Origin of the sequence: Pseudomonas sp. dw_358, from assembly GCF_018449655.1 — a bacterium.
Classification (GTDB): domain Bacteria; phylum Pseudomonadota; class Gammaproteobacteria; order Pseudomonadales; family Pseudomonadaceae; genus Aquipseudomonas.
The window spans coordinates 148436-175000 of the sequence record NZ_JAAVUX010000003.1; the positions used below are offsets into that span (position 1 = coordinate 148436).

Consider the following 26565-nt stretch of genomic DNA (forward strand, 5'->3'; position numbering starts at 1 on the left):
TTCCGTCTTGGGTCGACGGCCAGGCGGCCGGCCGGTTGATCCGTTTGGCGCCATACCTTAAAGGAACAGGCGCATTCAGGTCGAGTTTAATAATCAGCGTTGAACCTGCGCACCCGGCCTGGTCTAGAAAAGACCACTGGCCCGGTACCAGGTTTCAACGATATTGCAGAAAGACGTTCTCACGCCCGAACTGGTCACGCAGGGCTTGAATCAGACTGTCCGCCGGGTCGATCCGCCAGCCCTCGCCAAACTGCAACATGGCCTTGGCATCGAGACCGGTGTATTCCATGGTGATCGGGCAGGCGCCTCGATGGCGCTTGCAAAGATCCCCCAGCCAGCTCAGTCGGTCACCTTTGAGCGCTTCGGCGCGCACCTTCAGGCGCAGGCTTTCGGCCAGCGCGGTGCGCGCATCCTCCATGCTCATGACGCGCTTGACCCGCAGGCGCAGGCCACCGGAAAAGTCGTCATTACTGACCTCGCCCTCGACCACTACCATGGCATCGGTCTGCAGCAGCGACTGGGCGGACATGAACGCATCGGCGAACAACGACGCCTCGATGCGCCCGGAGCGATCGTCGAGGGTGATAAAGCCCATCTTGTCGCCCTTCTTGTTCTTCATCACTCGCAGGGCGATGACCATGCCCGCCACGGTTTGCGTGTCCCGGGCCGGTTTCAGGTCGATGATGCGCTGCCGGGCAAAGCGGCGAATCTCGCCCTCGTATTCGTCGATAGGGTGGCCGGTGAGGTAAAGCCCCAGGGTCTCCTTTTCGCCGCGCAGACGCTCCTTTAGCGTCAGCTCCTTGGCCTTGCGATGGTTGGCGTAGACATCCGCATCTTCCTCGACGAACAACCCGCCAAACAGGTCGGCGTGACCACTGTCGTGGGTGCGTGCGGTCTGTTCGGCCGCCTTGATCGCCTCTTCCATGGCGGCCAGCAGCACCGCGCGGTTGCTGTCGATGCTGGCCTGGTACTGCTTGGGCTCATCGTGAAAGTGCGGGCCGAGACGGTCCAGCGCACCGCTGCGGATCAGCCCGTCGAGGGTGCGCTTGTTGATACGCTTGAGGTCAACCCGGCTGCAGAAGTCGAACAGGTCGCTGAACGGCCCGGTGGCACGGGCCTCGATGATCGCCTCCACCGGCCCTTCACCGACGCCCTTGATGGCGCCCAGGCCATAGACAATACGGCCGTCGTCGTTGACCGTGAACTTGAACTCCGAGGTGTTCACGTCCGGCGCATCGAGGCGCAGTTTCATGGTCCGCACTTCTTCGATCAAGGTCACGACCTTGTCGGTGTTGTGCATGTCCGCTGACAGTACCGCGGCCATGAACGGTGCCGGGTAGTGGGTCTTCAGCCAGGCGGTCTGATAGGAGACCAGGCCATAGGCGGCGGAGTGAGATTTGTTGAAACCGTAACCGGCAAACTTCTCCACCAGGTCGAAGATGTTGCCCGCCAGGTCCGCATCAATGTTGTTGGTCGCGCAGCCCTCGATGAAACCGCCGCGCTGCTTGGCCATTTCTTCGGGCTTCTTTTTACCCATCGCACGGCGCAGCATGTCGGCACCGCCGAGGGTGTAGCCGGCCATGACCTGGGCGATCTGCATCACCTGTTCCTGATACAGGATGATGCCGTAGGTCGGCGCCAGCACCGGTTTGAGGCCTTCGTACTGATAATCTGAGTGCGGGTAGGCGAGCTCGGCGCGGCCGTGCTTGCGGTTGATGAAGTCGTCCACCATGCCGGACTGCAGCGGGCCCGGACGGAACAACGCCACCAGGGCGATCAGGTCTTCAAGGCAGTCGGGCTTGAGCTTCTTGATCAGCTCCTTCATGCCGCGGGACTCGAGCTGGAACACCGCGGTGGTCTCGGCTTTTTGCAACAACTGGTAGGTCGGCTTGTCATCCAGGGGGATGAAGGCGATGTCCAGCGGCGCTTCGTCGACCTTGGCGCGCTCGCGGTTGATGGTCTTCAAGGCCCAGTCGATGATGGTCAGGGTACGCAGGCCGAGGAAGTCGAACTTCACCAGCCCGGCGGCCTCCACGTCGTCCTTGTCGAACTGGGTTACCAGACCGTCGCCGGCCTCGTCGCAGTAGATGGGCGAAAAGTCGGTCAGCTTGGTGGGCGCAATCACCACGCCCCCGGCATGCTTGCCGACGTTACGCACCACGCCTTCGAGCTTGCGCGCCATCTCCCAGATTTCCGCCGCCTCCTCATCGATCTTGATGAAGTCGCGCAGGATCTCCTCCTGCTCGTAGGCCTTTTCGAGAGTCATTCCCACTTCGAACGGAATCATCTTCGACAGGCGATCGGCCAGCCCGTAGGACTTGCCCTGGACCCGCGCCACGTCGCGGACCACGGCCTTGGCGGCCATGGAACCGAAGGTGATGATCTGGCTGACCGCATTGCGGCCGTATTTCTCGGCCACGTATTCGATGACTCGGTCGCGACCGTCCATGCAGAAGTCGACGTCGAAGTCGGGCATGGAAACCCGCTCCGGGTTGAGGAAGCGCTCGAACAGCAGGTCGTATTCCAACGGGTCAAGGTCGGTGATCTTCTGCACATAGGCCACCAGAGAACCCGCACCCGACCCACGGCCCGGCCCCACCGGCACGCCATTGCTCTTGGCCCACTGGATGAAATCCATCACGATCAGGAAGTAGCCGGGGAAACCCATCTGAATAATGATGTCCAGCTCGAAATTCAACCGATCGACGTAGACCTGGCGCTTGGCCTCGTAGTCTTCGGTGGTCTCGCGGGGCAGCAGGACACTCAGACGGTCTTCGAGGCCGTCGAATGATACTTTGCGGAAATACTCGTCGATGGTCATGCCGTCCGGAATCGGATAGTCCGGCAGGAAGTGCTTGCCCAGCTTGACTTCGATGTTGCAGCGCTTGGCGATCTCGACGGTATTGGCCAAGGCCTCGGGCAGGTCACTGAACAGCTCGGCCATCTCGTCGGCACTTTTCAGGTACTGCTGGTCGCTGTAGTTTTTCGAGCGCCGGGGGTCATCCAGGGCTCGGCCTTCGCCAATGCAGACACGGGTTTCGTGAGCCTCGAAGTCTTCCTGGCGGATGAAGCGCACATCATTGGTGGCCACCAACGGTGCACCAAGACGGTCGGCCAACCCCACCGCCATGTGCAGGTATTCTTCGTCGTTGGCGCGGTCGGTGCGCTGCACTTCGACATAGAAGCGCTGGGGGAAGACCGCCATCCACTCGCCCAGCAGACGCTGGGCTTCATCGGGGTTGCCGTCGAGCAACGCACGGCCGATCTCGCCTTCCTTGGCCGCAGAGAGGCAAATGACCCCTTCGCTGGCTTCGGCCACCCATTCGCGCTCGATGATCACCTGGCCATTGCGCTGCCCGTCGATAAAGCCACGGGAGATCAGTTCGGTGATGTTGCGATAGCCAACGGCGTTCATCGCCAGCAGGCTGATGCGGCTCAAAGGCGCATCCGGATCGCGATTGGACAGCCACAGGTCGGCGCCGCAAATGGGTTTGATGCCTGCGCCCATGGAGGCTTTGTAGAATTTGACCAGCGAACACATATTGTTCTGGTCGGTGACCGCTACGGCAGGCATGTTCAGACCGTTCAGCGCCTTGACCAGCGGCTTGATGCGCACCAGGCCATCGACCAGCGAATATTCGGTGTGCAAGCGCAGATGAACAAATGAGACCGACATGTTGATCCTATAGATGCGCAGAAAACGACAAGGCCCGGATTGTACCGGGCCTCGGTGAAAACATCAGCCGGTCAGACCGTTGCGAAATCAGTATCCAGATGGGCCCGCGCCTCGTAGGCCGCCCGCACGGGGGCGAAGCTGCGCCGATGGATAGGTGTAGGGCCCATCCGGGCCAAGGCTTCCAGATGAACGGGCGTCGGATAGCCCTTGTGACTGCCAATGCCATAGCCCGGGTAGATCAATTCGAATGCCGCCATTTCTCGATCGCGGCTGACCTTGGCCAGAATCGACGCGGCGGCGATGGCGGGTACCAAGGCGTCGCCCTGCACCACCGCCGAAGCTGGCATGCTCAATCGCGGGCAACGATTGCCGTCGATCATCGCGTGACGCGGGGTGATGTGCAGGCCTTCAACGGCGCGTTGCATGGCCAGCATGGTGGCGTGGAGGATGTTCAGGGAATCGATTTCGGCCACTTCCGCGCGGGCGATGCTCCAGCTCAGGGCTTTCTCGATGATTTCCTCGTAGAGACGCTCGCGCCTGGCTTCAGTGAGCTTCTTGGAGTCGTTGAGCCCGAGGATCGGCCGCGCAGGATCAAGGATCACCGCCGCCGTTACCACGGCACCGCACAGCGGTCCGCGGCCGACTTCATCGACGCCGCAGACCAACGCTTCGACCAGGTCGAAGTTCAGGCCCATTTCTATTTGTCGGCTCATGTCAGCTTTCCTTCGATCAAGCCAAGCACCGCGTCTGCCGCCTGCTCCGATGCATTGCAGCGCAGGGTGCGGTGAATGGCATCAAAACTGTCCGTCTGCCCGCGGCCTTCTTCCAGCAACGGCAGCAAGGTGTCCACCAGTGCCTGCGGCGTGGCGGCGTCCTGCAGCAACTCGGGCACCAGCAAACGCTGGGCCAACAGGTTGGGAAGCGACACGTAAGGACTTTTCACCATGCGCTTGAGAATCCAGTAAGTGACCGGTGCCACTCGGTAGGCCACCACCATCGGACGCTTGTACAGCAAGGCTTCCAGGGTGGCGGTGCCGGAGGCGATCAGCACCGCATCACAGGCGGCCAAGGCGTCGTGAGAGCGGCCGTCGAGCAAGGTGATCGGCAAATCACGACCGACCAGCAGGGCTTCCAGCTGGGCGCGACGGTTCGCATTGGCGCAAGGCAGGACAAAACGCACCTGTGGGCGCACCTGCAGCAGCCGTTCGGCCGCATCGAAGAACAGCGCGCCGAGACGCCCCACCTCGCCGCCGCGACTGCCGGGCATCAGCGCCACGACGCAGCCTTGCTCGGGCAAGCCGATGGCGGCGCGGGCCGCGCTGCGGTCGGCTTGCAGGGGGATGGCGTCGGCCAGGGTATGGCCGACAAAACGCACCGGCACGCCCTTTTCTTCATAGAACCGGGCTTCGAAGGGGAACAGCGTAAGCATCAGGTCGCAGCCTTCGCGAATCTTCAGCACACGCTTCTGCCGCCAGGCCCACACTGACGGGCTGACATAGTGCACCGCCTTGATGCCGGCCTGGCGCAGCTTGAGTTCGATATTGAGGGTGAAGTCGGGCGCGTCGATACCGATGAACACATCGGGCCGGGCTGCGATCAGGGTCTCGATCAACGCCTTGCGCCGGGCCAGCAGCTCGCGCAACCGCCCCAGTACCTCCACCAACCCCATGACGGCCAGCCGCTCCATGGGGAAGATCGAGACCAGACCTTCAGCCTCCATCAGGGGGCCGCCGACACCGATGAACTCGATCTGCGGATGGCGCGCCTTGAGCGCGCGCATGAGGCCGGCACCGAGGATATCGCCACTGGCCTCCCCCGCCACCACTGCCACTCGCAAGCCTTGCAGCTCGACCATCAGCGAGTGATACCGCGAGTGGAGTTGACGATGGAATCTCGAAAGATCGCCACTTCAGCATATTTGGCCGCCGGCTCGCTCAACTCGAGCACCGCCTGTTCGGCCGTCAGGCCCTGGCGATAGACCACTTTGTAGGCGCGACGCAAGGCATGCAGGACATCATCGCCGAAACCGCGGCGGCGCAGGCCTTCGAAATTCATGCTGCGCGCCTCGGCCGGGTTGCCGAACACCGTCACGTAGGCCGGCACGTCCTTGCCAATCGCAGTGCCCATGCCGGAAAAGCTGTGGGCGCCGATATGGCAGAACTGGTGCACCAAGGTGAAACCGGAGAGGATCGCCCAGTCGTCCACATGCACATGGCCGGCCAGCGCGGTGTTGTTCACCAGAATGCAATGGTTGCCAATGACGCTGTCGTGACCGATGTGGGCATAGGCCATGATCAGGTTGTGATCACCCAGCGTGGTTTCCGCGCGGTCCTGGATGGTGCCCCGATGAATGGTCACCCCTTCCCGAATGACGTTGTGGTCGCCGATCACCAGGCGGGTGTCTTCACCTTTGTATTTGAGATCAGGCGTGTCTTCGCCGACCGAGGAAAACTGGTAGATCCGATTATGCTTGCCAATCCGGGTCGGGCCCTTGAGCACCACATGCGGCCCGATGACAGTACCCTCGCCGATTTCCACACCAGCGCCGACGATCGACCAAGGGCCGACCTCAACGCCATCGGCCAGTACAGCCGATGGATCGATGATGGCGCGAGGGTCAATCAAACTCATAGCTCGCGTTCCGCGCAGACGATTTCAGCCGAGCATACAGGCTTTCCATCGACCAGCGCACGGCAGGCGAAGCGCCAGATCTGACCTTTCTTGCGCAGGAATTTCGCTTCCAGCACAAGCTGGTCACCCGGCAGCACGGGCTGGCGGAAGCGCAGTTTGTCGGTTCCGACAAAATAGTACAGGGTGCCATCAGCCGGCTTGGTGTTGAGCATCTTGAAACCGAGGATCCCCGCCGCTTGAGCCATGGCTTCGATAATCAGTACACCGGGCATGATCGGGTGCTGAGGGAAATGGCCATTGAAGAAAGGCTCGTTGATGCTGACATTCTTGTAGGCACTGATACTTTGGCCTTCGATATCCAGCTCCACGACCCGGTCCACAAGCAGGAACGGGTAACGGTGGGGCAGGTATTCGCGAATCTCGTTGATGTCCATCATTTCTGGGGGAAGCCTGTATAAAAGATAGGGAGCGCGCGACCGACGCGCAGCACTCCTGTTGCATCGAAGGAGGCAGTTTAGCCGCTGTTGCACTTGAAAAATGCCCTTGCCAAAGCAAGGGCTTAGCCATCAGATGATGCTTTGCCGTCCTGGGTCACCGAATCGACACGCTTTTCGACGTGCTGGAGACGGCGATACATGTCGTCAAGCTGACGAATCCGCGCCGCACTCTTGCGCCAATCGGCGATCGGCTGCATCGCCGTACCCGAGGAATAAGCCCCCGGTTCGGTGATGGAACGAGTGACCATGGTCATCCCGCTGATGAAAACGTTGTCGCAGATCTCGATGTGCCCCACCAGCCCGACGCCACCGGCCAAGGTGCAGTGTCGACCGATCTTGGCGCTGCCGGAGATGCCGACGCAGGCCGCCATGGCGGTATGGTCGCCAATCTGCACGTTGTGGGCGATCTGGATCTGGTTGTCCAGTTTCACGCCGTTACCGATTACCGTATCCGCCAGGGCGCCGCGGTCGATGGCGGTGTTGACACCGATCTCAACGTCGTCACCGATGCTGACACCGCCGATCTGGGCGATTTTCTGCCACACGCCCTTCTCGTTGGCAAAGCCGAAACCTTCGCCCCCCAGCACCGCACCCGACTGCACCACGACCCGCTGGCCGATCCGTACGTCGTGATACAGCGTGACCCGCGGCGCAAGCCAGCCGCCCTCACCGATCACACAGCGCGCGCCGATGAAGCAATGTGCGCCGATGGTGGTACCGGCGCCAATCACGGCGCCACTCTCGATCACCACGAATGGCCCGATACTGGCGGCCGGATCGACCTGAGCATCGGCAGCAACCACCGCACTGGGGTGCACGCCGGCCGCAGCACGAGGTTTGGGATCGAACAGATGCGAGATGCGGGCGTAAGCCAGATACGGATCCGGGACCACCAGCGCATCACCTTCATAGGTTTCGGCATCCGCCTGCTTGAGCAGCACAGCGCCGGCCGACGTGTCAGTGAGGTACTTGCGGTACTGGGGGTTTGCCAGAAAGCTCAACTGAGCCGGGCCGGCCTCTTGAAGAGTCGCCAGCCCGGTAATCTGCTTTTCCCCGTCGCCACGCAAGGTGGCGCCGAGGAACTCGGCCAACTGGCCGAGCTTCATGGTCGCCGTCATCGTCACTTGGACTGATTCATGCGCTCGATGACCTGGCGGGTGATGTCGTACTGAGGTTTGACATCGATTACCGCGCCACGCTCGAGCACCAGGTCAAAGGCGCCTTTCTTGATCACTTCCTCCACAGCGCCATCCAGACGAGGCTTGAGGACTTTCAACATGTCGCGGTCGGCGGAAGCCTTGGCATCGTTGAGGTTCTTGGAGTTGACCTGGAAGTCCCGGGCCTTCTGCTTGAATTGCAGCTCCAGGCTGTCACGGTCGTTCTGAGACAACTTCTCGGTGCCGTTCAGGCGGTCCTGAATCGCCTTGGCGCTGCTTTCCAGAGCCTTGAGCTGAGTCAGTTGCGGGCCGAATTTCTTCTCGGCATCCACGGCATACTGTTTGGCCGCATCAGACTCGAGCAGGGCCATCTGGTAGTTCAGTACCGCGATCTTCATGTCGGCAAACGCTGGTGTGGCACCCAGTGCAGCAGTCAGGGTGGCGGCCAGAACGATCATTTGAGTCAACTTACGCACGTTACACTCCTACAGAATTCATTGCTGTTGTCTGGACTCAGACCCTTAGAAGGTCTGGCCAAGAGAGAATTGGAAGATCTGGGTTTCGGAGTACGCCGGTTTCTTGATCGGCATGCCCAGGCTGAAGCTCAGTGGACCCAGTGCGGTGACCCAGGTCACGCCCAGACCAGCAGAAACGGCCATGTTGCTGACGTCGATATTGACGCATTTGATCTTCTCGCCGGTTGCCGTCTCTGTGCTGCCCGAACAATTGGAGTCAAACACGTTACCCACGTCCATGAACAGGGAGGTGCGCAGCGAGCGCTGATCCTTGACGAAAGGCATCGGGAACATGACTTCCGCACCACCGGTGATCTGGACGTTACCACCAAAGGCCAGCGGCGACTGATCAGGGTCTGCCAGGGTGCCACGGGCCGCGTTCAGCTGACTTGGCGTACTGCGAGGGCCCAAGGTGCTGTCTTTGAAGCCACGTACGGAGTTGAAACCACCCGCATAGTAATTCTCGTAGAACGGCAGGCCGTTGGTGCTGCCATAGCCATCACCGTAGCCGAGCTCGCTGTGCAGACGCAGGGTCAGGTTATCAGTGATGGGATGGAACATCTGACCGCGGTAATCGATCTTGTAGAAGGACAGGTCACTGCCCGGCAAGGTAATTTCACCAGTCACGCTCTGAGAGGCACCACGGGTCGGCAAGGTGCCTTTGTTCAACGTAGAGGAAGACCAGCCTACCGAGCCCTTGAAGTTGGTGAAGTTCGAGCCTTCTTTATCGATAAAGTCGAAAATCTCTTCAACGGTGTAGGTACCGGTCTTGATCTTGTCGTTCTGTACGGTCAAGCCGAAGTTCAGACGCGAGGTCTCGCTGATCGGGTAACCAAAGGTGGTGCCCACGCCAACGCTGTCGACCGAGTAGCTCGCGATGTCGACATCGAGGTCGTCATAGTTGGTCTTGCGGTAGAACGCGTTGTAACCCAGGCTCACGCCATCCGGGGTGAAGTACGGGTTGACGTAGCTGGCGTTGTAGCGCGTCTGGTATTCGCTGCGGGTCAGACCCAGCGAGACCTTGTTACCGGTACCGAGGAAGTTGTTCTGGCTGATCGAGCCACCGAGGATCAGACCGGCATCCTGAGCGAAACCGACGCTGGCGGTGATGGAACCCGAGGCTTGTTCTTCCACGGCATAGTTGACATCGACCTGGTCATCGACGCCCGGTACGGCCGGCGTCTCGACCTTCACTTCCTTGAAGTAGCCCAGGCGCTCGAGGCGGGTCTTGGACTGATCGATCAAGTAGGTCGAAGCCCAGCCGCCTTCCATCTGGCGCATTTCGCGACGCAGCACCTGGTCATCGGTCTTGGTGTTGCCGCGATAGTTGATGCGGTCCACGTAGGCACGCTTGCCCGGATCGACCATGAAGGTGATGTCGACGGTGTGGTCATCGTCGTGCGGGGTCGGCACGCCATTGACGTTGGCAAAGGTGTAGCCATCGTTACCCAGGCGGCGGGTGATCAGTTCGGACGTCGTGGTCATGACCTTGCGCGAGAACACCTGGCCAGGCTGTACCAGCAACAGGGCACGGACCTGATCTTCAGGCACCTTCAGGTCACCGCTGAGCTTGACGCTGCGAACCGAGTACTTCTGGCCCTCGTTGATGTTGACCGTGATGTAGACGCTTTTCTTGTCCGGGGTGATCGAGACCTGGGTCGAGGCGATATCCATGTTGATATAGCCTCGGTCCAGGTAGTAGGAACGCAGACGCTCCAAATCTCCCGACAGCTTCTCGCGGGCATACTTGTCGTCGTTCTTGAAGAACGACAGCCAGTTGGTGGTCTTGAGTTCGAACTGATCGGTCAGCTCCTCCTCGGAGAACACGGTGTTGCCCACCACGTTGATGTGCTTGATCGCGGCGACTTCGCCTTCGTTGATCTTGATTTTCAGCAACACGCGGTTACGCGGCTGCGGCACCACCTCAGTATCGACGCTGGCCGAATAACGACCCTGGGCGACATATTGGCGTTGCAATTCGTTACGCACGCCTTCGAGGGTGGCACGCTGGAAGATCTCGCCTTCAGCCAGGCCGGAACTTTTCAGGCCCTTGAGCAGGTCTTCTGTAGTGATAGCTTTGTTGCCGTCGATCTCGATAGCCGAGACAGAGGGGCGCTCCACCACATTGATGACCAGGACGTTACCGTCGCGACCCAGTTGGATGTCCTGGAAAAAGCCGGTTTTGAACAGTGCCCGGGTGGATTCCACCAGGCGCTTGTCATCCACTTCCTCACCGACGTTCAACGGCAAGGCGCCAAAGACACTGCCGGCGGAAACCCGCTGCAAGCCATTGACACGGATATCGGAGACCTTGAAGGTCTCGGCTTGAACTTCAGCGATCATCAATACGGAAAGAACCGCAGTTAGCAACAGACGTTTCATGAAGTCCTTTCTTATTCCAACTGGCAATAAACAAACTGCCGCATATGCGGCAGGTTCGCAATCGAGCGACGCATTACAGTCGACCCAAATCGTTTATCAGGGCGAGGAGCATGACTCCAACCACCAGACTGATACCGATTTGAATCCCCCAACCTTGCACCCGATCAGAGACCGGGCGACCACGCACCCACTCGATCAGATAGAACAACAGATGCCCCCCATCCAGTACCGGAATGGGTAACAAATTCAAAACCCCCAGGCTAATGCTCAGATAGGCAAGGAAATTCAGGAAATCTCCCATGCCCGACTGGGCCGAAGCGCCCGCCACTTTAGCAATGGTTATCGGTCCACTCAAGTTTTTTACCGAGAGCTCGCCGAACAGCATTTTCTTCAAAGAATCAAGGGTCAGGACACTCATGGTCCAAGTCCGTCGAGCCCCCTCGGCCACGGCGTCCAACGGGCCGAAGCGAACTTCGCGCAGCATGTCAGGCGGCCAATCAATGGCTTTCACCCCGGCACCCAGGTATCCAGTGGCCGATTTGCCCTCGCCGCGGCTGGCCAGGGTGACAGGGATGTCGATTGGAGCACCGTCGCGTTCCACTTGCAGCACAATTCGGGTATCAGCCAGTGTACGAACCTTGTCTACCACCTGCTGCCAGTCCGTCAGCGGCTGGCCGTCAAGGCTCAGCAGGCGATCGCCCGCTTTGAAGCCGGCCGCCTGGGCCGGGCCTTTGGGGTCGAACTCGGCCAGGATCGGGGCCACCGCAGGACGCCATGGGCGGATACCCAGCGAGCGAATCGGGTCGGGCTCGTCGGAGCCCTTGAGCCAGTCGTTCAGCGTCAGACGCTTGTCCGATTCAGCCCCTGAGGCCTGATCGCGGACGCTGAACAGCAAGCTGCCGGACTCGCCCAGGCGGCGTACCAGCTGCAGATTCACGGCAGACCAGCCCACGGTCGGTTCACCATCGACGGCGATGATTTCTTCACCACCGACCAGCCCGGCACTGGCGGCAAGACTCCCCGCCTCCACCGTGCCGATGACCGGCCGCAGCTGCTGGCTGCCAAGCATCGCCAGGATCCAGAAGAACACCAGCGCCAATAGAAAGTTTGCCACAGGGCCCGCCGCGACGATCGCGATGCGCTGGCGTACGGATTTACGGTTGAAGGATTGTTCCTGGAGGGCCTCGGGCACTTCACCTTCGCGCTCATCGAGCATTTTCACATAGCCGCCCAAGGGGATGGCCGCTACTACGTACTCGGTACCCTGCCGATCCTTCCAACGCAACAACGGTGTGCCGAAACCCACCGAAAAACGCAGGACCTTGACGCCACAGCGTCGCGCGACCCAGAAATGACCGAACTCGTGAAACGTCACCAGCACACCCAGGGCCACCAGGGTGCCGACAATCATGTATAGCGCGCTCATGGCTCTCTCCGAATCTTTGCCACTGTACTCATCGACTAACGTCCATGCTGCTGCAGCCAGCGCTCGGCCAACTGCCGGGACCGGGCGTCGGCGTCGAACACGGCGCCTAGATCCGCCAACGGGACCACGGCCTGCTGGTTCAACACGTCCTCGATCATACCCGCGATCTCGGGATAGCGGATGCGACGTTCGAGAAATGCCGAGACGGCCACTTCATTGGCCGCATTGAGCGCCGCCGGGGCGCTTTGGCCGGCCTGCGCCGCCTGGCGCGCCAGGCGCAGGCACGGAAACCGCACCTCGTCCGGGGCTTCGAAATCCAGCCGCGCGATGGCGAACAGGTCGAGGGGCGCGACACCGGAGTCGATACGTGCAGGCCAGGCCAAAGCATTGGCGATGGGCGTGCGCATGTCAGGATTGCCCAATTGCGCCAGCACCGAACCGTCAACGTAGTCCACCAGAGAATGAATCACGCTCTGGGGGTGCACCACGACCTCCACTTGTTCGGGCCGGACATCGAACAGCCAGCAGGCCTCGATCAGTTCCAGGCCCTTGTTCATCATGCTGGCCGAGTCCACGGAAATCTTGCGGCCCATGGACCAGTTCGGATGGGCGCAGGCCTGCTCGGGGGTGACCTCGGCCAGCTCAGCCAAGGGCGTGCGACGAAACGGGCCGCCGGAAGCCGTCAACAGAATGCGCCGCACACCCACTTTTTCCAGGCCGCGCCCGAAGTCACCGGGAAGGCATTGAAAGATCGCGTTGTGCTCGCTGTCGATGGGCAGCAGAACCGCCCCACTATCGCGCACGGCCTGCATGAACAGCGCGCCGGACATGACCAGCGCTTCCTTGTTGGCCAGCAACACTTTCTTGCCAGCGCGCACGGCGGCCAGGGTCGGGCTCAACCCAGCTGCGCCGACGATGGCCGCCATCACCGCATCCACCTCGGGAGCGGCCGCCACATCGCACAGGCCCGCCTCACCGACCAGTACTTCGGTGACCAACCCTTCGGCCCGCAAGCCGGTGGTCAGCCACTCGGCCGCCTGATCATCAGGCACCACCGCTACTTGCGGGCGATGACGCACACACAGGCCCAGCAGTTCCTGAAGGCGAGAATGACCACTCAGGGCAAATACCTGATAGCGGTCAGGGTGCCGGGCGATGACGTCGAGGGTACTCAGGCCGATGGAGCCAGTGGCGCCCAACACGGTAATGCGTTGTACCAGGCTCACAAGGCGCCCCAGCCAGCCGCCCAGAGCAGCACGGTGAACACCGGTATGGCTGCGGTCAGGCTGTCGATACGGTCCAGCACGCCGCCGTGGCCTGGCAGCAGATTGCTGCTGTCCTTGATCCCGGCGCGACGCTTGAACATGCTTTCGGTGAGGTCGCCCACCACCGAGATCGCGACGACAATGGCGGTCGCGATCAGGCCCAGTACCAATTCGCGAGCCGTCCAATGGCGCGACAGACCGACGACCAAGGCAATCACCAGGCACAGGGCCATGCCGCCGATGAAACCTTCCCAACTCTTGCCCGGGCTGACTTCAGGGGCCAGCTTGCGCCTGCCGAAAGCCTTGCCCGAGAAGTAGGCACCGATGTCCGCCCCCCAGACCAGCACCATGATCGCCATGATCAGCCAGTTGCCCAACGGCCATTGCTTGATCAGCACCAGGCCCTGCCAGGCCGGCAGGAGCACCAGCAGACCGATCAGCAGCTTGCCCGGCAAGCCACCCCAACGCGCAGCGGTGCGCGGATAGGTGACCACCAGGCCGGTCGCCAGCCCCCACCAGACCACCGCCGCGGTCAGCAACCACGGCGCCAGGCTTGGTGAGTGATAAAGGAAGGACAGCAGCACGGCCACTGCCAGCGCAAACACCACCCGCGCGACCTCGCCTTCAAGGCCGGACAGGCGCGCCCATTCCCAGGCACCCAGGGTCACGACCAGACCGATGAACAGGGCAAAACCGGCGCCACTGAGCAGGAAGAACCCACACAGAGCAACGGGCAGCAGGATCAGTGCAGTGATGATGCGTTGTTTAAGCATTAAACGCGGGCTCCAGACTCGACTTGTTCACTCGTTTTACCGAAGCGACGCTGACGCGAGGCAAAATCGGCCAAGGCAGTGCGCATGGCCTCGTGTTTGAAGTCCGGCCAGAACAGGTCGGAGAAGTACAGCTCGGCGTAAGCCAGCTGCCACAGCAGGAAGTTGCTGATTCGGTGCTCCCCGCCTGTGCGAATGCACAGGTCCGGCACCGGCAGGTCGCCGGTGGCCAGGCAGGTCTGCAACAACTGCGGGGTAATTTCTTCAGGCTGCAGATGCCCGGCCTGGACCTTGCGGGCCAGTTGCTGGGCAGCCTGGGCAATGTCCCACTGACCACCGTAGTTGGCAGCAATCTGCAGGATGAAACGCCCGGGACCGGCGGTCAGCGCCTCGGCCTCGCGCATGGCCGCCTGCAGCTCGGGATGGAAACGGGAACGGTCGCCGATGATGCGCAGGCTGATCCGGTTCTCATTGAGCCGCTTGGCTTCCCGGCGCAGAGCCGAGAAGAACAGCTCCATCAGCGCGCCAACCTCTTCGGCCGGGCGCTGCCAGTTTTCGCTGGAAAAGGCGAACAACGTCAGCACTTCTACCTTGGCCTGCGCGCACACTTCGATCACGGCGCGCACGGCGTCAACGCCGGCCTTGTGCCCGGCGACACCCGGCAACAGACGTTTCTTGGCCCAACGGTTATTGCCGTCCATGATGATCGCAACATGACGCGGCACGGTGGCAGGCACTGCCAGCTTGGTCTTTTCCATGAAAAAGTGCTGGTCCTTATACGGCCATGAGATCCGCTTCTTTCTGTTTCACGGCCACTTCGATTTCAGCCACGAACTTGTCGGTCAGCTTCTGAATATCGTCGGCAGCCTTGCGCTCTTCGTCTTCGCTGATTTCCTTTTCCTTGACCAGATCCTTGAATTGGCTCAGGGCGTCACGACGGATGTTGCGCACAGCCACGCGGGCATCTTCGGCAGCATCACGGGCCTGCTTGGTGAAGCCCTTGCGGGTTTCTTCGGTCAGGGCCGGCATGGAGATCAGCAGCAGCTCGCCCAGGTTGGTCGGGTTGAAACCCAGGCCCGAGCTCTGGATAGCCTTGTCGACGGCGCCCAGCATATTGCGTTCGAATGCCACGACCTGCAAGGTGCGAGCGTCCTTGACGGTGACGTTGGCCACCTGGTTGATCGGGGTGTCGGAACCGTAGTAAGGCACCATCACACCACTCAGAATGCTCGGATGTGCCTGCCCGGTACGAATGCGGCTGAACGCGTGAGCCAGCGATTCCAGGGTCTTCTGCATACGCGCCTGAGCGTCTTTCTTGATTTCGTTGATCATTGCTCGCCTTCCTCGATCAGAGTTACTTCGGCGCCATCCACCACTCTTTTCAGCAGGGCGCCTGGCTTGTTCATGTGAAACAGATCCTGCAATGGATCGGCAGTGTACACGCCATCCACTTTAGTCGCCTTGAGCGCACGTCGGCATCTGACCACTTTCGGCCAATAGGTTCCACCCCACCCGTGAGGCTGAACCCATTGCCGCAAAAAACCTTGTCACCATTTGTAAAAGAGGCCGCGCGCGTGAGCGGGCGGCCTCTTTGGGACGGCAGGTGAAGCGCCGTCTTATTGCTTGCTGGCAGCAGCCACTTGGGCGGCAACTTCGTCAGCGAAGTTGTCGACCGGCTTCTCGATGCCGTCGCCTACTTTGAAGTAGGTGAAGGAAACGATTTCAGCGCCAGCTTTCTTGGCCAGGTCACCGACCTTGATCTCAGGGTTCTTGACGAAGGCTTGCTCGACCAGACTGGCTTCAGCCAGGAACTTGCTGATACGACCGCCAACCATTTTTTCGACGATCTCGGCAGGTTTGCCCTTGATCTTGTCTTCGTTCAGGCTCAGGAACACGCCTTTTTCGCGCTCGATCGCTTCGGCCGAAACCTGCGATGGCAGCAGGAACTCAGGGTTGCTGGCCGCCACGTGCATGGCGATGTCGCGAGCCAGTTCGGCGTTGCCGCCTTTCAGGGCAACCACAACACCGATCTTGCCGCCGTGCAGGTAAGCATCGACCACGTCGCCTTCAACGCGAACCAGACGACGAATGTTGACGTTTTCGCCAACCTTGGCCACCAGGGCTTCACGAGCAGGCTCTTGAGCAGCGATCAGGGGAGCAGCATCGGTCAGCTTGTCGGCGAACGCCTTTTCAACGCTGGCAGCGACGAAGTTCTTGAAGTCTTCCTGCAGAGCCAGGAAGTCGGTCTGCGAGTTGACTTCCAGGATCACAGCGGACTTGCCGTCTGCGGCGACCTTGACAGCGATAGCGCCTTCAGCAGCGATGTTGCCTGCTTTCTTGGCGGCTTTGATGGCGCCGGAAGCGCGCATGTCGTCGATTGCCTTTTCGATGTCGCCGCCAGCCTTGGTCAAGGCCTTTTTGCAATCCATCATGCCTTCGCCGGTACGCTCGCGCAGTTCTTTGACCAGCGCTGCAGTAATCTCTGCCATTTCTAAAATCCTCTTGGACTGATTCTTGAGGTGGCAAAAAGGGGGCCTAGCCCCCTTTTTGCGTACTGAGTAAACGCCTGGCGTCTAGTCTCAGCCTTCTACTGCTGCAGCCGGAGCGTCCTGGACGTACTCTTCAGTACCGCCAGCGACGTGGTTGCGGCCACGGATGACAGCGTCGGCCATCGAACCCATGTACAGCTGGATGGCGCGGATCGCGTCATCGTTGCCTGGGATGATGTAGTCAACACCTTCAGGGCTGCTGTTGGTGTCGACGACGCCGATGACCGGGATACCCAGCTTGTTGGCTTCGGTGATCGCGATGCGCTCGTGATCAACGTCGATGACGAACAGTGCGTCGGGCAGGCCGCCCATGTCCTTGATACCACCCAGGCTGCGATCCAGTTTTTCCAGATCACGGGTGCGCATCAGGGCTTCTTTCTTGGTCAGCTTGGCAAAAGTGCCATCTTCGGCCTGGGTTTCCAGGTCGCGCAGACGCTTGATCGAAGCACGGATGGTCTTGAAGTTGGTCAGCATGCCGCCCAACCAGCGATGGTCGACGTACGGCGAGTTGCAGCGTGCTGCTTCTTCGGCAACGATCTTGCCAGCGGAACGCTTGGTGCCGACGAACAGGATCTTGTTCTTGCCCTGAGCCAGGCGCTCAACGAAAGTCAGCGCTTCGTTGAACATTGGCAGGGTTTTTTCGAGGTTGATGATGTGGATCTTGTTGCGCGCGCCGAAAATGTACTTGCCCATTTTCGGGTTCCAGTAACGGGTCTGGTGGCCGAAGTGCACACCGGCCTTCAGCATATCGCGCATATTGACTTGGGACATGATAGTTCCTTGATAAGTCGGGTTAGGCCTCCACGTATCCCAATGACCAACCAGCGACTTTCATCGAAGGCACCCAGGTCATCGTGTCGACACGTGTGTGGGGTTCATGCTTCCGGGCCCGCCAATGGCAAGCCTCGCAAAGCGGCGCATTTTATATCACAGATTCCTGGCCAGATAAACCCGTAATGGTGTTGATCAGCAAGGCTTTTCCGTCGAGCGGTGGCGGGACCGTGGCGCGAGCCCTTGAATCACGCGACAATGCACCCTATCAAGCCTTTATATAGAAGCAATCATCCCATACCCGTGCTCTGGTAGAATGGTCGCCTTGTGTATTCACCCGCGCCCGCGAGCGCCGAGAGAGCCTGTAATGACCGTCACCATCAAGACCCACGAGGACATCGAGAAAATGCGCATCGCCGGCCAGCTGGCCGCCGACGTACTGGAGATGATTGCCTCTTACGTCAAGCCTGGCGTGACCACCGAAGAACTGGACCGCCTGTGCCATGACTATATTGTCAACGAGCAGCGCGCCATCCCTGCCCCGCTCAACTACAAGGGCTTTCCCAAGTCCATCTGCACCTCGATCAACCACGTGGTGTGCCACGGCATCCCCGGAGACAAGCCGCTGAAAAACGGCGACACCTTGAACATCGACGTCACGGTGATCAAGGACGGCTACCACGGCGATACCAGCCGCATGTTCCACGTTGGCACCGTGCCGGTCTGGGCCGAACGGCTGTCCCAGGTGACTCAGGAATGCCTGTACAAGGCCATTGAACGGGTCAAGCCCGGCTGCCATCTGGGTGACATCGGTGAAGTGATCCAGAAGCACGCGGAAAAGAACGGTTTTTCGGTGGTGCGCGAGTTCTGTGGCCACGGTATCGGCAAGGTCTTCCACGAAGAGCCGCAGATTCTGCATTACGGTCGCGCTGGCGAAGGCATGGAACTCAAGGAAGGCATGACCTTCACCATCGAGCCGATGATCAACCAGGGCAAGGCCGACACCAAAGTGCTGGGCGACGGATGGACCGCCATCACCAAGGACCGCAAGCTGTCGGCACAGTGGGAACACACCTTGGCGGTAACAGCCACGGGCTACGAAATCTTCACCTTGCGCGCCGATGACACCATCGCCCGCAGCAACTGATACCCCAAGCGTCAAAACTCTGCGCAGGACCTGGCCCGCTCGGAAAACTTTGCTGCGGTGTGATCGACACGCTGCTGCGGCCTCTTCCCAGGCAGGCTTGGTCCTGCAGGGTTTGCGGCGAGCCATAATATTTTCTACCGCTCAGGATGTTTTAGATGCCACAAGTGGATCCGGAGTTGTTCGATCGCGGCCAGTTCCAGGCTGAACTGGCCTTGAAGGCCAGCCCCATCGGCGCCTTCAAGAAAGCCATTCGTCAGGCCCACGACGTGCTGGACGGGCGATTTCGCGCCGGCCGCGATATTCGTCGCCTGATCGAGGACCGCGCCTGGTTCGTCGATAACATCCTGCAGCAGGCCTGGACGCAGTTCGACTGGAATGACGAAGCCGACATCACACTGGTGGCCGTGGGCGGTTATGGCCGCGGCGAACTGCACCCGTACTCCGACATCGACCTGCTGATCCTCCTGGAAAGCGACGATCACGAGATTTTCCGGGACTCCATCGAGCGCTTTCTGACCCTGCTCTGGGACATCGGCCTGGAAGTCGGCCAGAGCGTGCGTTCGGTCGCCGAATGCGCCATCGAAGCTCGCGCCGACCTCACCGTCATTACCAACCTAATGGAAAGTCGCACCATCGCAGGTCCCGAACGGCTGCGCCGCAGCATGCTGGAGGTCACCAGCCCGGCGCACATGTGGCCCAGCAAGGAGTTCTTCCTGGCCAAGCGCGCCGAGCAAAAGACCCGCCACCACAAATACAACGATACCGAATACAACCTGGAGCCCAACGTCAAGGGTTCGCCCGGCGGCCTGCGGGATATCCAGACCATCCTCTGGGTAGCTCGGCGCCAGTTCGGCACCCTGAACCTGCACGCCCTCGCCGGCCAAGGCTTCCTGCTGGAAAGCGAGAACAATCTGTTGGCGTCCTCCCAGGAATTCCTGTGGAAGGTCCGCTATGCCCTGCACATGCTCGCAGGGCGCAGCGAAGACCGGCTGCTGTTCGACTACCAACGCAGCATCGCCGGCCTGCTGGGCTACAAGGACAGCGACGCCAAGCAGGCCATCGAACGCTTCATGCAGAAGTACTATCGGGTGGTAATGAGCATTGCCGAACTGAGCGACCTGATCATCCAGCATTTCGAAGAGGTGATCCTGGCCGACGATGACGGCAGCAGCACCCAGCCGATCAACTCGCGCTTCCAGCTGCACGACGGCTATATCGAGGCAACCCACGCCAACGTGTTCAAGCGCACGCCGTTCGCCATGCTGGAAATTTTCGTGTTGATGGCGCAGAACCCCGAGATCAAGGGCGTGCGCGCGGACACCATTCGCCTGCTGCGCGAGCACCGGCACCTGATCGACGACGACTTCCGTCACGATATCCGCAACACCAGCCTGTTCATCGAGCTGTTCAAGTGCGAAATCGGCATCCATCGCAACCTGCGGCGCATGAACCGGTACGGTATCCTCGGCCGCTACCTGCCCGAGTTCGGCCACATCATCGGGCAGATGCAGCACGATTTGTTCCACATCTATACGGTGGACGCTCACACGCTCAATCTCATCAAACACCTGCGCAAGCTGCAGTACACCCAGGTGTCGGAGAAATTCCCGCTGGCCAGCAAGGTCATGGCCCGCCTGCCCAAGCCGGAGCTCATCTACCTGGCCGGGCTGTACCACGACATCGGCAAAGGCCGTGGAGGAGACCACTCGGAGCTGGGTGCGCTGGACGCCGAACACTTCGGTGCACGGCACCAACTGCCGGCCTGGGACAGCCGCTTGATCGTCTGGCTGGTGCAGAACCACCTGGTGATGTCGACCACCGCCCAGCGCAGGGACCTTTCCGATCCGCAGGTCATCCACGATTTCGCCCAGCAAGTCGGCGACGAAGTGCACCTGGACTACCTGTACGTGCTGACCGTAGCCGACATCAACGCCACCAACCCGACGCTATGGAACTCCTGGCGCGCCAGCCTGCTCCGCCAGCTGTACACCGAGACCAAGCGCGCCTTGCGTCGCGGCCTGGAAAACCCGCTGGAGCGCGAGGAACAGATTCGTCGTACCCAGAGCGCCGCGCTGGACATCCTTGTGCGCAGCGGCACAGACCCGGACGATGTCGAGCAGCTCTGGTCACAGCTGGGGGATGACTATTTCCTGCGCCACAATGCCGCCGACGTGGCCTGGCACAGTGACGCCATTCTCCTGCAACCGGTGGACAGCGGGCCGTTGGTGCTGATCAAGGAAACCACCCAGCGCGAATTCGAAGGTGGCACGCAGATCTTCATCTATGCCCCCGACCAGCACGACTTCTTTGCGGTGACTGTGGCGGCGATGGACCAGTTGAACCTGAACATCCATGACGCACGGATCATCACCTCCAGCAGCCAGTTCACCCTCGATACCTACATCGTGCTCGACAACGATGGTGGCTCGATCGGCGACAATCCCCAGCGTATTCAACAGATCCGCAGTGGCCTGACCGAAGCCCTGCGCAACCCCGACGATTACCCCACCATCATCTCCCGGCGGGTACCGCGCCAGCTCAAGCACTTTGCCTTCGCGCCACAGGTGACCATCCAGAACGACACCCAGCGCCCGGTGACCATCCTGGAGCTCAGCGCCCCGGACCGCCCCGGCCTGCTCGCGCGCATCGGCAAGATTTTCCTGGAGTTCGACCTGTCGTTGCAGAACGCCAAGATCGCCACCCTGGGCGAGCGCGTGGAAGACGTGTTTTTCCTGACCGATGCGCACAATCAACCGCTGTCCGACCCGCTGCTGTGCGGTCGGCTGCAGAACACCATTGTCGAACAGCTGAGCGTCAACCCGACGTCCGGCGTTGAATTGACCCGTTTGAGCATTTGACATGAACAACGCACTGAAGCAGCTGCAACCCTACCCGTTCGAGAAGCTGCGGGCCTTGCTGGCCGGCGCAGTGCCCGCTGGCGACAAGCGTGGCATTGCGCTCTCCATCGGCGAGCCCAAACACCGCTCGCCGGCGTTCGTGGCCCAGGCGCTGACTGACAACCTCGACCAGATGGCCGTGTACCCCACCACTTTGGGCCTGCCCGCGCTGCGCGAGGCCATTGCCCGCTGGTGCGAGCGACGCTTCGACGTGCCGGCTGGCTGGCTCGACGCCGCTCGCCACGTACTGCCGGTTACCGGCACGCGCGAGGCACTGTTCGCCTTCACCCAGACCGTGGTAGAACGCGAGGCCAATGGCCTGGTGATCAGCCCCAATCCCTTCTACCAGATCTACGAGGGCGCGGCGTATCTCGCCGGCGCTACCCCGCACTACCTTCCTTGCCTGGAAGAAAACGGCTTCAACCCGGATTTCGATGCCGTCTCGGCCGAGACCTGGGACCGCTGCCAGATCCTCTTCCTGTGCTCGCCCGGCAACCCCACTGGCGCTTTGGTGCCACTGGACACCCTGAAGAAGCTGATCGCCCTGGCCGACCAGCACGATTTCGTGATTGCCGCCGACGAATGCTACAGCGAGCTGTACTTCGACGAAGCCACCCCGCCACCGGGCCTTCTCAGCGCCTGCGCAGCACTGGGACGCAGTGACTTCAAGCGTTGCGTGGTGTTCCACAGCCTGTCCAAGCGCTCCAACCTGCCGGGCCTGCGCTCGGGCTTCGTGGCTGGAGACGCCGAGATCATGAAGGCGTTTCTGCTTTACCGCACCTACCACGGGTGCGCCATGCCGGTGCAGACCCAACTGGCCAGCATCGCGGCCTGGAACGACGAAGCCCACGTGCTTGCCAACCGCGATCTGTATCGGGAAAAGTACGATGCCGTGCTCGACATTCTCGCGCCGGTGCTGGAGGTACAACGCCCGGACGGCGGCTTCTACCTGTGGCCGAAAGTGCCGATGGACGACGCCCGGTTCTGCCGCGGGCTGTTCGAGCAGGAACACGTCACTGTGGTGCCGGGCTCTTACCTGTCGCGGGAAGTGGACGGCGTCAACCCGGGAGCCGGGCGCGTGCGCCTCGCGCTGGTTGCACCGCTGGCCGAATGTGTCGAGGCCGCAGGGCGCATTCGCGACTTCCTGACCGCGAATGCCTGATCGCGGCCCTCAGGCCACCTTGCCCAACTGAGCCTCGCTCAGGTCCAGTTCGGCCAATACCTCGCGAACCACGTCATCACCGACCCGGTGGTGACGTTGCAGGCTGTACAACTCCCGCCGCTGGGCCCGCAAGGCCCGCAGGCGCAAGCGTCGCTCCAGCTGATCCATCTGCTCGGCCAACGCCTGGGCCTCGGCGGAATCGTCGAATATGTCCAAATGATGGCGATACTCGGCCATTACCCGCGCCTTGGCTTCGGTGGCCAGCGCTGCCTGAGCGGCTTTTGCGGCATCGTCACCCGTGGCCGCGTCGGCCGGGTCTTCCTTCTCCAGCTCGCGAATGGCCGCTTCGGCGGTGTGCCGCCGCGCCTCGCGCAAGGCGCGCTCCTGGGCTTCATCCGGCCCCTTGACCACCCCGCGCAACAGCAACGGCAAGCCGACGCAGGCCGATACCAGCGAGAGCAGAATGACCCCGGCGGCGATGAAGATCAGCATGTCGCGCTCCGGAAAGTTCTGCCCCGGCGCCACCAGCAAAGGCACCGACAGGATACCGGCCAGGGTCACAGCACCTCTCACTCCGCCGAAGGTCAGCAGCCAGCATGAGCGCGCCGAGGGCAACTCGGTGAGCTGACTGCTGCCGCTCCAGCGCCGCAGGCGACCGATCATCCGCCAGGTACTCTGCACCCAGATAAATCGCAACAGCACCAGAACGGCGAAGATCGCCACCACGTCCAGGCATCGCCACAGCAGGGTCGGCCACAGCGAACTCTCATGGCTGACCACGGCCTTGACGATATCCGGAAGCTGCAAGCCCAGCATCAGAAAGATCAACCCGTTGAACAGAAACTCCAGCAACGCCCAGACACTGCGGTTGAGCAAGCGCGTGCTGGTCTGGCGCGGCAGCAGGTCGAGCCAACTCTGCATCATGCCGGCCGCCACCGCCGAAAGAATGCCCGATAGCCCCAGGCGCTCGGCCAGCACATAGGCGGCAAACGGCAACAGCAGCATGAACACCACGTGAGTCGCCGGGTCATCCCAGCCCCGCGCGATCATCCAGGCCCGCGCACGCCCTACCACCCAGCTCAGCGCAACGCCGACCCCGAGACCGCCCAGTGCCACCCAGAGGAAACTCAGGCTGGCCTCGGTGATGGAGAAATAGCCGGTCATCGCGGCGGCGATAGCGAACTTGAAGGTCACCAGGCCCGAGGCGTCGTTCATCAGAGCCTCGCCTTGAAGCAGGCGCATCAGGTTGGTGGGCAGGCGATCCTGAGCAATGGCCGAAACCGCCACGGCATCGGTGGGCGACAGCACGGCAGCGAGGGCGAAGGCTACCGGGAGAGGGATACTGGGCAGCAGCCAATGGATGAAGTAGCCGGCGCCGATCACGGTGAACAGCACCAGGCCCACTGCCAGGGTCAGGATCGAACTGCGCAGGCGCCAGAGGTCGCGCTTGGGCATGCGCCAGCCGTCGGAGAACAGCAGCGGTGGCAGGAACAGAAACAGGAACAGCTCCGGGTCAAGCGCCACGTGCAGGCCCAGGGTCGGCACCGCCAGGATCGCGCCGGCGGCGATCTGCACCAGGGGCAGCGGCAACGGTATCAAACGCGCCACCAGACGTGAGGCGCCGACCAGCATGAGGAGGAGCAGGACGGTGTAGGCGGTTTGCATAAAACAGGAAATCCTTCAATTGGTGACTGCGACAGTACGCGCGTTAGAGCGTTGCGCTGGGCGGATGTTACACAAGGCAGGTGCGTTTTAAGGTCGCAGGACATTCAGGTAGCGCAGCTTTCATCTAGACCACCCAGCGGAGTGTTACCGATGTGACTGGCCGAACCGCAATGTCAGCTGCGGTTGCGGTTGCGGTTGCGGTTGCGGTTGCGGTTGCTCTGGCTCTGGCTTTTGATCTGCTTGTGATCTTGACTGTCCGCGCCCTCAGCAGGCCGACTGGAGCAGCGCGGGAGTGGGGGGAGCGAGGCAGGAAGCCGAGCTAGCGCTGTAGGCCATGGATGGCCGTACAGCGCGACCCCCACGGAGCGATGCGCAAGGAGGGAACCCGTAGCGCAGCGAAGGGCCAATGCGGGCGCGGGCAATCAAGATCAACAGCCAGATCAACAGCGGATCGCGTGGCGCTGCGCTGCTGTCACCACATCGTCATGGCAATGAAAGAATCGTTGTCGCATAATTCGTCGCTTGAACAGGAAGGAGCAAAGAGCAAGCGTCGGGGCAACCGGCTTGACTCGGACAATTCATGACTTACACCCTTTACGGCATCAAGGCGTGCGACACGATGAAAAAAGCCCGCGCCTGGCTCGACGAACACAATGTTGTCTACCAGTTTCACGACTACAAGGCCGTGGGCATAGACCGCAATCATCTGAACCGCTGGTGCGACGAGCACGGCTGGCAGATCGTCCTCAATCGTGCAGGCACCACCTTTCGCAAGCTCGATGACGCCCAGAAAGCCGATATCGACCAGGCCAAGGCCGTCGAGCTCATGCTTGCCCAGCCGTCCATGATCAAACGCCCGGTACTCGACCTGGGCGACAGAACCCTGATTGGCTTCAAGCCAGACCTATACGCGGCGGCCGTCCAGTAAGCACTGGCACCCGAGCCCCGTTTTTATTCAAGAGGTAACTCCATGTCCCACTCATTGTTCAGCCTGGCTTTCGGCGTCGGCACCCAAAACCGTCAAGGCACCTGGCTGGAAGTCTTCTACGCACAGCCGTTGGTCAACCCCTGCGCCGAGTTGATCGCGGCTGTCGCCCCGCTCCTGGGCTATACCGGCGGCAACCAGGCCATCACCTTCAGCAACACCCAGGCCTCGCAACTGGCTGAAATCGTCAAAGGCATCGACGCCACCCAAGGCGCCCTGCTGACCCGCCTGGCCGAGAGCCACAAACCGCTGGTCGCCACCCTGCTGGCCGAAGACGCCGCGCTGACCTCGACCCCCGAGGCCTATCTCAAGCTGCACCTGCTGTCCCACCGCCTGGCCAAGCCCCACGGCCTGAACCTGGCCGGTATCTTCCCATTGCTGCCCAACGTCGCCTGGACCAGCCAGGGCGCTGTCGACCTCGGCGAGCTGGCCGGCCTGCAACTGGAAGCGCGCCTGCGTGGCGAGCTGCTGGAAGTGTTCTCGGTGGACAAGTTCCCGAAGATGACCGATTACGTGGTCCCGGCCGGCGTGCGGATCGCCGACAGCGCCCGTGTGCGTCTGGGCGCCTACGTGGGCGAAGGCACCACCATCATGCACGAAGGCTTCGTCAACTTTAACGCGGGCACCGAAGGCCCGGGCATGATTGAAGGCCGCGTCAGCGCGGGCGTCTTCGTCGGCAAGGGCTCTGATCTGGGCGGCGGCTGCTCCACCATGGGCACCCTGTCGGGCGGCGGCAACATCGTGATCAAGGTCGGCGAAGGCTGCCTGATCGGTGCCAATGCCGGTATCGGTATTCCGCTGGGCGACCGCAACACCGTCGAAGCCGGCCTGTACATCACCGCCGGCACCAAAGTGGCCCTGCTGGATGACAGCAATCAGCTGGTCAAGGTGCTCAAGGCCCGCGAACTGGCCGGCCAGCCAGACTTGCTGTTCCGTCGCAACTCGGAAACCGGTGCGGTGGAATGCAAGTCCCACAAGTCGGCCATCGAGCTGAACGAAGCACTGCACGCTCACAACTGAGTGACCTGCCCTGCCCGGTTGCTCCGGGCCGGGCACCTCCGTACCGGAGC

At 61.3% G+C, this 26565-nt stretch carries 21 protein-coding genes and 1 pseudogene; 5 read left to right on the plus strand and 17 right to left on the minus strand.

From position 1 onward, the window contains the following. Window positions 1–154: 154 nt before the first annotated feature. From dnaE to rpsB, 16 genes and pseudogenes are all read right to left on the minus strand, one after another. Window positions 155–3676, minus strand: a complete 3522-nt coding sequence (gene dnaE / locus HB675_RS06585) for a DNA polymerase III subunit alpha (RefSeq protein WP_213876874.1) — start codon at window positions 3674–3676, stop codon at window positions 155–157. A 71-nt stretch (window positions 3677–3747) separates the two neighbouring features. Next, complete coding sequence (gene rnhB / locus HB675_RS06590; protein ID WP_213877290.1) at window positions 3748–4377, minus strand: ribonuclease HII; 630 nt, start codon at window positions 4375–4377, stop codon at window positions 3748–3750. An 8-nt stretch (window positions 4378–4385) separates the two neighbouring features. Next, window positions 4386–5531: a lipid-A-disaccharide synthase gene (lpxB, locus tag HB675_RS06595; RefSeq protein ID WP_213876876.1), complete on the minus strand. Its 1146-nt coding sequence runs from the start codon at window positions 5529–5531 to the stop codon at window positions 4386–4388. Then, window positions 5531–6307: an acyl-ACP--UDP-N-acetylglucosamine O-acyltransferase gene (lpxA, locus tag HB675_RS06600; protein ID WP_213876878.1), complete on the minus strand. Its 777-nt coding sequence runs from the start codon at window positions 6305–6307 to the stop codon at window positions 5531–5533. Before lpxA ends, lpxB begins: the two co-directional genes overlap by 1 nt. Further along, the gene (gene fabZ / locus HB675_RS06605) at window positions 6304–6744 is read right to left on the minus strand and encodes a 3-hydroxyacyl-ACP dehydratase FabZ (RefSeq protein ID WP_213876880.1); all 441 of its coding nucleotides are present in this window, start codon (window positions 6742–6744) and stop codon (window positions 6304–6306) included. Before fabZ ends, lpxA begins: the two co-directional genes overlap by 4 nt. A 122-nt stretch (window positions 6745–6866) precedes the next feature. Then, complete coding sequence (gene lpxD, locus HB675_RS06610) at window positions 6867–7922, minus strand: UDP-3-O-(3-hydroxymyristoyl)glucosamine N-acyltransferase (protein ID WP_213877291.1); 1056 nt, start codon at window positions 7920–7922, stop codon at window positions 6867–6869. A gap of 2 nt (window positions 7923–7924) precedes the next feature. Then, a complete protein-coding gene (locus tag HB675_RS06615) occupies window positions 7925–8437 on the minus strand; it encodes an OmpH family outer membrane protein (RefSeq protein ID WP_213876883.1) in 513 nt (170 codons plus the stop codon). Between the two features lie 45 nt (window positions 8438–8482). Beyond that, window positions 8483–10858, minus strand: coding sequence for an outer membrane protein assembly factor BamA (gene bamA, locus HB675_RS06620; protein ID WP_213876885.1), 2376 nt, complete (start codon window positions 10856–10858; stop codon window positions 8483–8485). 73 nt (window positions 10859–10931) lie between these two features. Then, window positions 10932–12284, minus strand: coding sequence for a sigma E protease regulator RseP (gene rseP / locus HB675_RS06625; protein WP_213876887.1), 1353 nt, complete (start codon window positions 12282–12284; stop codon window positions 10932–10934). A gap of 35 nt (window positions 12285–12319) precedes the next feature. Beyond that, window positions 12320–13510, minus strand: coding sequence for a 1-deoxy-D-xylulose-5-phosphate reductoisomerase (gene ispC / locus HB675_RS06630; protein WP_213876889.1), 1191 nt, complete (start codon window positions 13508–13510; stop codon window positions 12320–12322). Beyond that, entirely contained in the window at window positions 13507–14322 is an 816-nt protein-coding gene (locus HB675_RS06635; RefSeq protein WP_213876891.1) for a phosphatidate cytidylyltransferase, read from the minus strand. Before HB675_RS06635 ends, ispC begins: the two co-directional genes overlap by 4 nt. Continuing rightward, window positions 14322–15077 (minus strand): polyprenyl diphosphate synthase, encoded by a 756-nt coding sequence (gene uppS, locus HB675_RS06640; protein WP_213876899.1) that lies wholly within the window; start codon window positions 15075–15077, stop codon window positions 14322–14324. The genes HB675_RS06635 and uppS overlap by 1 nt, the downstream gene beginning before the upstream one ends. Window positions 15078–15093: 16 nt before the next feature. Next, window positions 15094–15651 (minus strand): ribosome recycling factor, encoded by a 558-nt coding sequence (gene frr / locus HB675_RS06645; RefSeq protein ID WP_213876901.1) that lies wholly within the window; start codon window positions 15649–15651, stop codon window positions 15094–15096. Beyond that, window positions 15648–15799 (minus strand): annotated as a pseudogene (locus HB675_RS06650) (UMP kinase); the annotation flags it as partial. The pseudogene HB675_RS06650 and the gene frr, both read right to left, overlap by 4 nt. Before the next feature lie 136 nt (window positions 15800–15935). Then, a complete protein-coding gene (tsf, locus tag HB675_RS06655; RefSeq protein ID WP_213876903.1) occupies window positions 15936–16808 on the minus strand; it encodes a translation elongation factor Ts in 873 nt (290 codons plus the stop codon). 90 nt (window positions 16809–16898) lie between these two features. After that, window positions 16899–17639, minus strand: a complete 741-nt coding sequence (rpsB, locus tag HB675_RS06660) for a 30S ribosomal protein S2 (RefSeq protein ID WP_213876905.1) — start codon at window positions 17637–17639, stop codon at window positions 16899–16901. Between the two features lie 367 nt (window positions 17640–18006). On the opposite strand from rpsB, the gene map reads away from it, so the two are divergent. The 3 genes from map (at window position 18007) to dapC (ending at window position 22845) form a co-directional block, all read left to right on the plus strand. Further along, window positions 18007–18786, plus strand: coding sequence for a type I methionyl aminopeptidase (gene map, locus HB675_RS06665; protein WP_213876908.1), 780 nt, complete (start codon window positions 18007–18009; stop codon window positions 18784–18786). Between the two features lie 155 nt (window positions 18787–18941). Further along, entirely contained in the window at window positions 18942–21644 is a 2703-nt protein-coding gene (locus tag HB675_RS06670) for a [protein-PII] uridylyltransferase (RefSeq protein ID WP_213876910.1), read from the plus strand. A 1-nt stretch (window position 21645) separates the two neighbouring features. After that, window positions 21646–22845, plus strand: a complete 1200-nt coding sequence (dapC, locus tag HB675_RS06675; RefSeq protein ID WP_213876912.1) for a succinyldiaminopimelate transaminase — start codon at window positions 21646–21648, stop codon at window positions 22843–22845. A 9-nt stretch (window positions 22846–22854) separates the two neighbouring features. Here the strand turns inward: dapC and HB675_RS06680 are convergent, their stop codons facing one another. Beyond that, window positions 22855–24510 (minus strand): Na+/H+ antiporter, encoded by a 1656-nt coding sequence (locus HB675_RS06680; protein ID WP_213876920.1) that lies wholly within the window; start codon window positions 24508–24510, stop codon window positions 22855–22857. 580 nt (window positions 24511–25090) lie between these two features. Here HB675_RS06680 and HB675_RS06685 point away from each other — a divergent pair. Together HB675_RS06685 and dapD are read left to right on the plus strand one after the other, a co-directional pair. After that, window positions 25091–25438, plus strand: coding sequence for an ArsC family reductase (locus HB675_RS06685; protein WP_213876922.1), 348 nt, complete (start codon window positions 25091–25093; stop codon window positions 25436–25438). A 42-nt stretch (window positions 25439–25480) separates the two neighbouring features. Continuing rightward, window positions 25481–26515, plus strand: a complete 1035-nt coding sequence (gene dapD, locus HB675_RS06690; protein ID WP_213876924.1) for a 2,3,4,5-tetrahydropyridine-2,6-dicarboxylate N-succinyltransferase — start codon at window positions 25481–25483, stop codon at window positions 26513–26515. Window positions 26516–26565: the final 50 nt, after the last annotated feature.

Excerpts from the sequence above, each read along its gene's own strand:
- map (WP_213876908.1), top strand. The coding sequence starts at position 18,007 with ATGACCGTCACCATCAAGACCCACGAGGACATCGAGAAAATGCGCATC.
- lpxA (WP_213876878.1), bottom strand. The coding sequence starts at position 6,307 with ATGAGTTTGATTGACCCTCGCGCCATCATCGATCCATCGGCTGTACTG.
- rseP (WP_213876887.1), bottom strand. The coding sequence starts at position 12,284 with ATGAGCGCGCTATACATGATTGTCGGCACCCTGGTGGCCCTGGGTGTG.
- rpsB (WP_213876905.1), bottom strand. The coding sequence starts at position 17,639 with ATGTCCCAAGTCAATATGCGCGATATGCTGAAGGCCGGTGTGCACTTC.
- bamA (WP_213876885.1), bottom strand. The coding sequence starts at position 10,858 with ATGAAACGTCTGTTGCTAACTGCGGTTCTTTCCGTATTGATGATCGCT.
- dapD (WP_213876924.1), top strand. The coding sequence starts at position 25,481 with ATGTCCCACTCATTGTTCAGCCTGGCTTTCGGCGTCGGCACCCAAAAC.
- lpxD (WP_213877291.1), bottom strand. The coding sequence starts at position 7,922 with ATGACGGCGACCATGAAGCTCGGCCAGTTGGCCGAGTTCCTCGGCGCC.
- lpxB (WP_213876876.1), bottom strand. The coding sequence starts at position 5,531 with ATGGTCGAGCTGCAAGGCTTGCGAGTGGCAGTGGTGGCGGGGGAGGCC.
- dnaE (WP_213876874.1), bottom strand. The coding sequence starts at position 3,676 with ATGTCGGTCTCATTTGTTCATCTGCGCTTGCACACCGAATATTCGCTG.
- HB675_RS06685 (WP_213876922.1), top strand. The coding sequence starts at position 25,091 with ATGACTTACACCCTTTACGGCATCAAGGCGTGCGACACGATGAAAAAA.
- HB675_RS06635 (WP_213876891.1), bottom strand. The coding sequence starts at position 14,322 with ATGCTTAAACAACGCATCATCACTGCACTGATCCTGCTGCCCGTTGCT.
- frr (WP_213876901.1), bottom strand. The coding sequence starts at position 15,651 with ATGATCAACGAAATCAAGAAAGACGCTCAGGCGCGTATGCAGAAGACC.
- HB675_RS06680 (WP_213876920.1), bottom strand. The coding sequence starts at position 24,510 with ATGCAAACCGCCTACACCGTCCTGCTCCTCCTCATGCTGGTCGGCGCC.
- tsf (WP_213876903.1), bottom strand. The coding sequence starts at position 16,808 with ATGGCAGAGATTACTGCAGCGCTGGTCAAAGAACTGCGCGAGCGTACC.
- fabZ (WP_213876880.1), bottom strand. The coding sequence starts at position 6,744 with ATGATGGACATCAACGAGATTCGCGAATACCTGCCCCACCGTTACCCG.
- HB675_RS06670 (WP_213876910.1), top strand. The coding sequence starts at position 18,942 with ATGCCACAAGTGGATCCGGAGTTGTTCGATCGCGGCCAGTTCCAGGCT.
- uppS (WP_213876899.1), bottom strand. The coding sequence starts at position 15,077 with ATGGAAAAGACCAAGCTGGCAGTGCCTGCCACCGTGCCGCGTCATGTT.
- dapC (WP_213876912.1), top strand. The coding sequence starts at position 21,646 with ATGAACAACGCACTGAAGCAGCTGCAACCCTACCCGTTCGAGAAGCTG.